This is a genomic window from Pseudomonas sp. GM50 (assembly GCF_000282375.1).
Lineage (GTDB): Bacteria > Pseudomonadota > Gammaproteobacteria > Pseudomonadales > Pseudomonadaceae > Aquipseudomonas.
Genome location: NZ_AKJK01000071.1, coordinates 30,377 through 41,345 on the forward strand (window position 1 = coordinate 30,377; position 10,969 = coordinate 41,345).

Consider the following 10,969-nt stretch of genomic DNA (forward strand, 5'->3'; position numbering starts at 1 on the left):
CCCCGCCGATTAAAGGAATGTTACGGTCTATGCCTGTACTGGAACTCACCACCCTGGTCCCCAATCGTACCCCCGAGCAAGTCCTCGATTTCTGCCTGGAAGGCATCAACTTCCCGAAGATATTTCCAGAGCGAGTCACGCTGTTGAGCGACATTGATTTGAGTAACCTGCGCATCGAAGCCGGTCGCCAGTTCCGTTTCCGTCACTGGATGTTCAACGTGATCCCGTCGAACTGGACGGTGGTGATCCGCGAGGTCGGTGACACGCATTTCATCGATGAAATGCTCAAGGGACCATTGCGTGCCTTTCGTCATGAACACCGTGTGGCGGCGGGCAAGGGCGGTACGCTGTACACCGACCGTGTGACCTATGCGGCGATTGGCGGCGCACCGTTGGAGTGGCTGTTGGTCAATGCCTACATGCGGCGGATTTTCCAGGCGCGGCACCGCAATATGTTGCGTTTGCTGGGCTGACAGCTATCTGTAGGAGCGAGGCTAGCCCGCGAAGAACGATAACGCGGTCTGCCAGTTACACCGCGGTGCTCCCTTCGCGGGCAAGCCCGCTCCCACAGGGTTGGGCAGTGTTAGTAAGTTTTGTTGAATCGCTTGTATCCAGTTTTGTGCGACGACATATCACAATTTGTATCTGGGCATAGGTCGTCAGGCGATTTCGTGGTTAACTTCGGCCTCGTCAAAATTATCTACATCAACGTTCAGAAGGACTCCGTTCATGGCTCAAGTCACTCTTAAAGGCAACCCGGTTCAAGTCAACGGCCAACTGCCACAAGCCGGTTCCCAGGCGCCAGCCTTTTCCCTGGTTGCCGGCAATCTGTCGGACGTGACCCTGGCGAGCTTCGCCGGCAAGCGCAAAGTGCTGAACATCTTCCCAAGCATCGACACCCCGACTTGCGCCACTTCGGTTCGCAAGTTCAACGCCCAGGCCAATGACGTCGCCAACACCGTGGTGCTGTGCATCTCCGCTGACCTGCCGTTCGCCCAGGCTCGTTTCTGCGGCGCCGAAGGCCTGGAAAACGTGCAAAACCTGTCGACCCTGCGCGGTGCCGAGTTCATCGAGAACTACGGCGTGGCGATTGCCGATGGCCCACTCAAAGGCCTGACTGCCCGTGCCGTCGTGGTTCTGGACGAAAACGACAAGGTCCTGCACAGCGAACTGGTCAAGGAAATCGCTGAAGAACCGAACTACGAAGCGGCTCTCGCAGCTCTGAAATAAGCATACCTTTACAATTGTTAACGGCCTGGCCCTGTCCAGGCCGTTTTCATTTGTGCTTCAGTGTCTTAACCAAACTTCCTGTTACGTAAGCCGAAGGTAAATTGCCGGTAAAGGCGCTTTGCTTCAGACCCGCCAGTGCTTATCGTTCAGCCTCATGTAAAAAAGCCCACGCGCCCAATGGTTGATCACTCAATGCAATCCTCCGCTTCCCGTAATCCCCGTCGCTGGCTGTTTGGCCTGCTTGTCCTGTTGGTCATCGCCGCTGTGTGCTGGAAATTCTGGCCCGGTGGCGCTGCGCCGAAAGAAGGTACGGGGCAAAAAGCCGTGGCCGGGCACACCGGCCGGTCGGGGGGAATGCGTCCGGGGTTCGGCGGGGCGACCGGGCCGGTCCCGGTGCGCGTGGCACCGGCGGTCAAGGGCGATTTCCCGCTGTATTACAAGGCGCTGGGTACGGTCACGGCGCTGAACACCATCAATGTGCGCAGCCGGGTGGGCGGCGAACTGATCAGGATTTCGTTCGAAGAAGGGCAAATGGTCAAGGCGGGCGACCTGCTGGCCGAGATCGATCCGCGTCCTTACCAGAACGCCTTGCTCCAGGCCGAAGGCACCTTGCTGCAGAATCAGGCACAACTGAAGAACGCTCAGGTCGATGTCGAGCGCTATCGCGGCCTGTACCGCGAAGACAGTATCGCCAAGCAAACCCTGGACACCGCCGAAGCGCTGGTCGGCCAGTACCAGGGCACGGTCAAGACCAATCAGGCGGCGGTCAACGACGCCAAGCTCAATCTGGAATTCACCAAAATCCGTGCGCCGATCGCCGGGCGTGTGGGCTTGCGTCAACTGGACGTCGGTAACCTTGTTGCCGCCAATGACACCACGGCACTGGCGATCATCACCCAGACTCAACCGATCAGCGTTGCCTTCACTCTGCCGGAAAACAGCCTCGACATCGTGCTGGCCCGCTATCGCACCGGTGCCAAGCTGCCCGCCGAAGCCTGGGACCGTGGCGATACCAAATTGCAGGCCACTGGGGTGTTGCAGAGCCTGGACAACCAGATCGACGTCACCACCGGCACCCTGAAATTCAAGGCCCGCTACGAGAACCGCGATCAGGCACTGTTCCCCAACCAGTTCGTCAACGTCCACTTGCTGGCCGACACCCTCAAGGGCGTGGTGCTTGCGCCCTCGGCGGCGATCCAGTTCGGCACCAACGGCACGTTCGTCTATGCCATGGATGGCGACAAGAAGGTCACCATCCGCCAGTTGAAAGTCGGTGCCAGTGACGGTGACAACACGGTGATCACCGAAGGGCTGGCCGCTGGTGATCGGGTGGTGCTGGAAGGCACTGACCGCCTGAAGGAAGGCAGCGAAGTGGAGGTCGTCAACGACAGCAAGGATGTACCGACCACCCCGACCGAACACCTGCAAGGCAAGTCGGCCGCCACTGCGCCTGACGCGACGGCCACCGACAAGGTGAAAAAGGGCGGCGCATGAACATCTCGCGGCTGTTCATCCTTCGCCCGGTCGCCACGACCCTGAGCATGCTGGCGATTATTCTGGCCGGCGTGATCGCCTATCGGCTGCTGCCGGTGTCGGCATTGCCTCAGGTCGATTACCCGACCATTCGCGTCATGACGCTCTATCCCGGTGCCAGCCCGGATGTCATGACCAGCGCCGTGACCGCGCCGCTGGAGCGTCAGTTCGGGCAGATGCCTGGCCTGACCCAGATGGCGTCCACCAGTTCTGGCGGCGCCTCGGTGCTGACCCTGCGGTTCAGCCTGGACATCAACATGGACGTTGCCGAGCAGCAAGTGCAGGCCGCGATCAACGCCGCGACCAATTTGCTGCCCAAGGATTTGCCGGCACCGCCGGTGTACAACAAGGTCAACCCGGCGGACACCCCGGTGCTGACCCTCGCCATCACCTCAAAAACCATGCTGTTGCCCAAACTCAATGATCTGGTCGACACCCGCATGGCGCAGAAAATCGCCCAGATCAGCGGCGTCGGCATGGTCAGCATTGCCGGTGGCCAGCGTCAGGCCGTGCGCATCAAGGTCAATCCCGAGGCCCTGGCGGCCAATGGCCTGAACCTGTCGGACGTGCGCACCCTGATCGGCGCTTCCAACGTCAATCAGCCCAAGGGCAACTTCGACGGCCCGACCCGGGTGTCGATGCTCGACGCCAACGACCAACTGACATCACCCAAGGACTACGCCAACCTGATCCTCGCCTACAGCAACGGCGCGCCGTTGCGGCTCAAGGATGTGGCAGAAATTGTCGATGGAGCCGAGAACGAACGTCTGGCGGCGTGGGCCAATGAAAATCAGGCCGTGCTGCTGAATATCCAGCGCCAGCCCGGTGCCAACGTCATCGAAGTGGTCGACCGCATCAAGGCCTTGCTGCCAAGCATCACCGACAACCTGCCGGCCGGCCTCGAAGTTACCGTACTCACCGACCGCACCCAGACCATTCGCGCCTCGGTCACCGACGTGCAACACGAACTGCTGATCGCCATCGCGCTGGTGGTGATGGTCACGTTCCTGTTCTTGCGGCGGGCCAGCGCCACGATCATTCCGTCGGTGGCCGTGCCGCTGTCATTAATCGGCACCTTCGGCGTGATGTACCTCGCAGGCTTTTCGGTCAACAACCTGACCCTGATGGCGCTGACCATCGCCACCGGTTTCGTGGTGGACGATGCGATCGTGATGCTGGAGAACATTTCACGATTTATCGAGGAGGGCGACAGCCCGCTGCAAGCGGCGCTCAAGGGTGCCAAGCAGATTGGCTTCACCCTGATTTCCCTGACCCTGTCGCTGATCGCGGTACTGATTCCGCTGCTGTTCATGGCGGACGTGGTGGGGCGCTTGTTCCGCGAGTTTGCGATCACCCTGGCGGTGGCGATCCTGATTTCACTTGTCGTCTCCCTGACCCTGACGCCAATGATGTGCGCGCGGCTGCTCAAGCGTGAGCCCAAGGAAGCAGAACAGGGCCGGTTCTACCGCTCCAGTGGTGCCGCAATTGATTGGATGATCGCGGCTTACGGGCGCAAGTTAAAGTGGGTTCTCAAGCACCAACCGCTGACCTTGATGGTAGCTATCGGCACGCTGGCGTTGACGGTGTTCCTGTACATGGTGGTGCCCAAGGGTTTCTTCCCGGTGCAGGACACTGGGGTGATCCAGGGTATTTCCGAGGCGCCGCAGTCGATTTCCTTTGCGGCGATGAGCGAGCGGCAGCAGGAACTGGCCAAGGTGATCCTGGCCGATCCGGCGGTCGAGAGCCTGTCGTCCTACATCGGGGTCGATGGCGACAACTCGACGCTGAACAGTGGCCGGCTGCTGATCAACCTCAAGTCCCACAGCAATCGCGACCTGAGCGCCACCGAAGTGATTGCGCGTCTGCAACCGGAACTGGACAAGCTGATCGGCATTCGCCTGTTCATGCAGCCGGTGCAGGACCTGACCATCGAAGACCGGGTCAGCCGCACGCAGTATCAGTTCAGCATGTCGTCGCCGGATTCCGAGTTGCTCAGCCTGTGGAGCGGGCGTCTGGTGGAGGCGCTGGCGCAACGGCCGGAGCTGACCGACGTCGCCAGCGATTTGCAGGACAAGGGCTTGCAGGTGTATCTGGTGATCGACCGTGATGCGGCGTCGCGGGTCGGTGTATCGGTGTCGAACATCACCGACGCACTGTACGACGCCTTCGGTCAGCGGCAGATTTCCACCATTTATACCCAGGCCAGCCAATACCGCGTGGTGCTGCAATCGCAGTCCGGCGAGAAGATCGGCCCGGATGCGCTGAACCAGATTCACGTCAAGACCACCGATGGCGGTCAGGTGCGCCTGTCCAGCCTGGCGCATGTCGAGGAGCGTCAGGCGCAACTGGCGATCACCCACATCGGCCAGTTCCCGGCGGTGATGATGTCCTTCAACCTGGCGCCCGGCGTGGCACTGGGGCATGCGGTGCAGATCATCGATCAGGTGCAGAAAGACATCGGCATGCCGATTGGCGTGCAGACTCAGTTCCAGGGCGCGGCCGAAGCGTTCCAGGCGTCGCTGTCGAGCACCTTGCTGCTGATTCTGGCGGCAGTGGTGACCATGTACATCGTGCTCGGCGTGCTCTACGAGAGTTACATTCACCCGATCACCATTCTCTCCACCTTGCCCTCGGCGGCGGTCGGCGCCTTGCTGGCGCTGCTGTTGAGCGGCAATGACCTAGGGATGATCGCGATCATCGGCATCATTTTGCTGATCGGCATCGTGAAAAAGAACGCGATCATGATGATCGACTTCGCGCTCGAGGCGGAACGTAACCAAGGCATGGACCCGGAAACGGCGATCTATCAGGCGGCGCTCCTGCGCTTTCGGCCGATTCTTATGACCACCCTGGCGGCGTTGTTCGGTGCCGTGCCATTGATGCTGGCCACCGGTTCCGGCGCGGAACTGCGCCAGCCTCTGGGTCTGGTGATGGTGGGTGGCTTGCTGGTGAGTCAGGTGCTGACCTTGTTCACCACACCCGTCATTTACTTGTACTTCGATCGCCTCGGACGGCGCTGGGGCCGTAAATCTGACACCGTGGAAGCGGTAGAACAGCCATGAACCTGTCCGGACCTTTCATCAAGCGCCCAGTCGCAACGATGCTGCTGAGCCTGGCGATCATGCTGCTGGGCGGTGTGAGCTTCGGCCTGTTGCCGGTGTCGCCGCTGCCGCAGATGGACTTCCCGGTGATCGTGGTCCAGGCCAGCTTGCCCGGTGCGAGCCCGGAGGTCATGGCCTCGACCGTGGCCACGCCGCTTGAGCGTTCCTTCGGCGCTATCGCCGGGGTCAACACCATGAGCAGCCGTTCCAGCCAGGGTTCGACCCGAGTGATTCTGCAGTTCGACCTGGACCGCGACATCAACGGCGCGGCGCGGGAAGTGCAGGCGGCGATCAATGCCTCGCGCAACCTGCTGCCGAGCGGGATGCGCAGCATGCCGACCTACAAGAAGGTCAATCCGTCCCAGGCGCCGATCATGGTGCTGTCGCTGACCTCGGACGTGCTGGAAAAAGGCCAGCTCTACGATTTGGCCTCGACCATCCTGTCGCAGAGCTTGTCCCAGGTGCAGGGCGTGGGTGAAGTGCAGATCGGTGGCAGTTCGTTGCCGGCGGTGCGCATCGAACTCGAACCCCAGGCGCTCAACCAGTACGGCGTGGCCCTGGACGATGTGCGCACCACCATCGCCAACGCCAACGTGCGCCGGCCCAAGGGCTCGGTCGAAGATGGCCAGCGGCTGTGGCAGGTGCAGGCCAACGATCAACTGGAAAAGGCCAAGGATTACGAGTCGCTGATCATTCACTACGCGGACGGCGCCGCCCTGCGCCTGAAGGATGTGGCCAAGGTCAGTGACGGCGTCGAGGACCGCTACAACAGCGGGTTCTTTAACGACGACGCGGCGGTATTGCTGGTGATCAACCGCCAGGCCGGTGCCAACATCATCGAGACGGTCAACGAGATCAAGGCGCAATTGCCGGCGTTGCAGGCCGTGCTGCCGGCCAGCGTCAAACTGAACCTGGCGATGGACCGTTCGCCGGTAATCAAGGCCACCCTGCATGAAGCGGAAATGACCCTGCTGATTGCCGTGGCGCTGGTGATTCTGGTGGTGTTCCTGTTTCTCGGTAACTTCCGTGCCTCGCTGATTCCGACCCTGGCGGTGCCGGTGTCGCTGGTGGGCACGTTTGCGGTGATGTACCTCTACGGGTTCTCCCTGAACAACCTGTCGCTGATGGCGCTGATCCTGGCCACCGGGCTGGTGGTGGACGACGCCATCGTGGTGCTGGAGAACATTTCCCGGCACATCGACAAGGGCGTGCCGCCGATGAAGGCCGCGTACCTGGGGGCCCAGGAAGTCGGTTTCACGCTGCTGTCGATGAACGTCTCGCTGGTGGCGGTGTTCCTGTCGATCCTGTTCATGGGCGGGATCATCGAAAGCCTGTTCCGCGAGTTTTCCATCACCCTCGCGGCGGCCATTGTGGTGTCGCTGCTGGTGTCGCTGACGCTGACGCCGATGCTCTGCGCCCGCTGGCTCAAGCCGCATACGCCGGGGCAGGAAAACCGCCTGCAGCGCTGGAGCCAGCGGACCAACGAGTGGATGGTCGGCAAATATGCCACCAGTCTCGATTGGGTGTTGCGTCACCGTCGACTGACCCTGCTCAGTCTGCTCGTGACGATTGGTGTGAACATCGCGCTGTATATCGTTGTTCCTAAAACATTTTTACCTCAGCAAGACACCGGCCAGTTGATCGGTTTCGTGCGTGGCGATGACGGGCTGTCGTTCAGCGTGATGCAGCCGAAAATGGAAATCTTCCGCCGCGCCGTGCTCAAGGACGAGGCGGTGCAAAGCGTTGCCGGATTCATCGGTGGCAACAACGGCACCAACAACGCCTTCATGCTGGTGCGGCTCAAACCGATCAAGGAACGCAACCTGTCTGCGCAGAAAGTCATCGAACGCCTGCGCAAGGAAATGCCCAAGGTGCCCGGTGCGCAATTGATGCTGATGGCGGATCAGGACCTGCAATTCGGTGGCGGTCGCGAGCAGACCACTTCGCAGTATTCCTACATCCTGCAAAGCGGCGATCTCGGCGCGTTGCGTGAGTGGTATCCGAAAGTCGTCGCCGCCCTCAAGGCGCTGCCGGAACTGACGGCGATCGACGCGCGCGAAGGCCGTGGCGCCCAGCAAGTGACCCTGATTGTCGACCGCGATCAGGCCAAGCGTCTGGGCGTGGACATGGACATGGTCACCGCAGTGCTGAACAACGCCTACAGCCAGCGGCAGATTTCGACGATCTACGACAGCCTCAACCAGTATCAGGTGGTGATGGAGGTCAATCCGAAATACGCGCAAGACCCGATCACCCTGAATCAGGTGAAAGTGATCACTGCCGACGGTGCGCGGATTCCGCTGTCGACCATCGCTCACTATGAAAACAGCCTGGAAGACGACCGGGTCAGCCACGAAGGCCAGTTCGCTTCGGAAAGCATCGCTTTCGACATGGCCGAAGGCGTGACGGTGGAGCAGGGCTCGGCGGCCATCGAGCGGGCGATTGCCAAGGTCGGTTTGCCGGAAGACGTCATCGCGAAAATGGCCGGTACCGCCGATGCGTTTGCCGCGACCCAGAAGAGCCAGCCGTGGATGATCCTCGGTGCGCTGGTGGCGGTGTATCTGGTGCTCGGCGTGCTGTATGAAAGCTACATCCACCCGCTGACCATTCTCTCGACCTTGCCGTCCGCCGGGGTCGGGGCGTTGCTGTCGATCTATGTGCTGGGCGGCGAGTTCAGCCTGATCTCCTTGCTCGGGTTGTTTTTGCTGATTGGCGTGGTGAAGAAAAACGCCATTTTGATGATCGACCTGGCGCTGCAACTGGAACGGCACCAAGGCCTTGAGCCGCTGGAGTCGATCCGCAGCGCTTGTCTGCAACGTCTGCGACCGATTCTGATGACCACCCTGGCGGCAATCCTCGGCGCCTTGCCGTTGCTGCTGAGCCGTGCCGAAGGGGCGGAAATGCGTCAGCCGCTGGGCCTGACCATCATTGGCGGGCTGGTCTTCAGCCAGGTGCTGACGCTTTACACCACCCCGGTGGTTTACCTCTATCTCGACAAACTGCGCCATCGCTTCAACCACTGGCGTGGGGTGCGTACCGATGCTGCTCTGGAAACTCCGCTATGACTGACCGTTCGCTTATAAACCTGGCTGCACCGCTGATCACGGCCAGAGGCTCGCGCTTGCTGAGCCTGTCGCTGTGCGTGGCGATGCTCAGCGCCTGCGCCATCGGCCCGGATTACCAGCGCCCGCAAGCCGCCGCGCCGGCACAGTACAAGGAAGCGGCTGGCTGGCGTCAGGCCAACCCCAGCGATTCTCTGGCGCGTGGTGCCTGGTGGGAGCTGTATGGTGACCAGCAGCTCAATGGCCTGATCGAAAAACTCAACAGCGCCAACCAGACCGTCGCTCAGTCTGAAGCCCAGTACCGCCAGGCCCAGGCTTTGGTGCGCAGTGCCCGGGGGGCGTTTTTCCCGACGGTGGACCTGACGGTCGGGAAAACCCGTTCCAGCCAAGGCACCGGTAGCAGCAGCTCGAGCCTGAGCAGTTCCTCCAGCGGTATTCGCGACACCTACACCGCGCAGGCCGGGGTTAGTTGGGAAGCGGACGTCTGGGGCAAATTGCGCCGAGGCCTGGAAGCCGACACCGCCAACGCCGAGGCGAGTTTTGCCGATCTGGCGGCGATGCGCCTGAGCCAGCAATCGGAGCTGGTGCAGAACTATCTGCAATTGCGGGTGATCGACGAACAGAAACGCCTGCTGGAAGCGACGGTCGAGGCCTATCAGCGTTCGCTGACCATGACCGAAAACCAGTACCGCGCGGGCGTCTCCGGCAAGGACGCAGTGGCCCAGGCCACCACTCAGCTCAAAAGCACTCAGGCGGAGATGGTCGACCTGATCTGGCAGCGTGCGCAGTTCGAGAACGCCATTGCTGTACTGATTGGTCTGCCGCCAGCCGAGTTCAGCCTGGCTGAAACCCAAGACATCCCTGCATTGCCGCAGGTGCCGTTGAGCCTGCCTTCGCAGTTGCTGGAACGCCGCCCGGACATCGCCTCCGCCGAGCGCTCGGTGATGGCCGCCAACGCCAACATCGGCGTGGCCAAAGCCGCCTACTACCCAGACCTGACCCTGAGCCTGAACGGCGGTTATAGCAGCAGCACCTCTAGCAACTGGATCAGCGTGCCGAACCGCTTCTGGTCGGTCGGCCCGCAACTGGCCATGACCCTGTTCGACGGCGGGCAGCGCTCGGCGGAAGTCGATCGCAGCGAAGCGGCCTATGACGAGACCGTCGCCAAGTACCGCCAGACCGTGCTCGACGGCTTTCGTGAAGTGGAAAACTATCTGGTGCAGCTCAAGGTGTTGGAAGACGAGGCCAAGGTGCGTCAGGAAGCCCTGGAGGCGGCGCGCGAATCCCTTCGCTTGACCCGGAATCAGTACAAGGCCGGGCTGATTGCCTATCTGGATGTGGTGGTGGTTCAAGCCACGGCGTTGAGCAACGAGCGCAACGTACTGAGCTTGCTGCAGAGCCGCTTGATCGCCAGCGTGCAGTTGATCGCCGCGCTGGGCGGCGGGTGGGACGGGCAGCTTCAGGTGAGCGACAAGCAATAGCAAAAGTCAATAAATCCGAGCGAAGAAGATCCTGTAGGAGCGAGGCTTGCCCGCGAAGAATGCGCCGCGGTTTTTCAGGTATTACGCGTCATCGTTCTTCGCGGGCAAGCCTCGCTCCTACAGGTCATGTGCCTTGAGTTACCGTCATCTTGATGGCCTTTTGATGACTTTGTGAGTGCGTTCGTCCGCGGAATCAGTACAATCGCCGACTTTGCTCCCAGTGAACGAACGCGGCACGGCGGGGGCGGTCGTGAGAAGTCCCATGCTCATCGGTAGTTATTCCTTTACGCTGGTTTTCATATCGCTCTGTGTGGCGATACTTGCCTCTTATACCGCGCTAGACCTCACCGGTCGCATCGCCACGGCCAAGGGCCGGGCAGTGCATCTGTGGATGGCGGGCGGCGCTTTTGCGATGGGGGTTGGCGTGTGGTCGATGCATTTCATCGGCATGCTCGCATTCACATTGCCGATCGATCTGGGCTACGACGTCACCCTCACATCGCTATCGCTGTTGATCGCGGTCCTGTCTTGCGGCTTTGCCCTGTGGCTGGTCAGCCAGCCA

General features: G+C 61.1%; 7 protein-coding genes. All 7 read left to right on the top strand.

The annotated features are described in order from the left end of the window. Positions 1-29 precede the first annotated feature (29 nt). The gene (locus PMI30_RS12010) at positions 30-473 is read left to right on the top strand and encodes an SRPBCC family protein (protein WP_008010917.1); all 444 of its coding nucleotides are present in this window, start codon (positions 30-32) and stop codon (positions 471-473) included. A 256-nt stretch (positions 474-729) separates the two neighbouring features. After that, positions 730-1,230 carry a thiol peroxidase gene (tpx, locus tag PMI30_RS12005; RefSeq protein ID WP_007901300.1) on the top strand — a complete coding sequence of 167 codons (501 nt, stop codon included), beginning with the start codon at positions 730-732 and terminating at the stop codon, positions 1,228-1,230. 177 nt (positions 1,231-1,407) lie between these two features. After that, entirely contained in the window at positions 1,408-2,724 is a 1,317-nt protein-coding gene (locus PMI30_RS12000) for an MdtA/MuxA family multidrug efflux RND transporter periplasmic adaptor subunit (protein WP_008010918.1), read from the top strand. Continuing rightward, positions 2,721-5,825, top strand: a complete 3,105-nt coding sequence (locus PMI30_RS11995) for an MdtB/MuxB family multidrug efflux RND transporter permease subunit (protein ID WP_008010919.1) — start codon at positions 2,721-2,723, stop codon at positions 5,823-5,825. The genes PMI30_RS12000 and PMI30_RS11995 overlap by 4 nt, the downstream gene beginning before the upstream one ends. Continuing rightward, positions 5,822-8,929, top strand: a complete 3,108-nt coding sequence (locus tag PMI30_RS11990; RefSeq protein WP_008010921.1) for an efflux RND transporter permease subunit — start codon at positions 5,822-5,824, stop codon at positions 8,927-8,929. Before PMI30_RS11995 ends, PMI30_RS11990 begins: the two co-directional genes overlap by 4 nt. Beyond that, the gene (locus PMI30_RS11985; RefSeq protein WP_008010923.1) at positions 8,926-10,407 is read left to right on the top strand and encodes an efflux transporter outer membrane subunit; all 1,482 of its coding nucleotides are present in this window, start codon (positions 8,926-8,928) and stop codon (positions 10,405-10,407) included. The genes PMI30_RS11990 and PMI30_RS11985 overlap by 4 nt, the downstream gene beginning before the upstream one ends. Before the next feature lie 262 nt (positions 10,408-10,669). Continuing rightward, positions 10,670-10,969 (top strand): MHYT domain-containing protein (locus tag PMI30_RS11980; protein WP_008010926.1); only part of this gene is annotated, 300 nt, incomplete at its 3' end.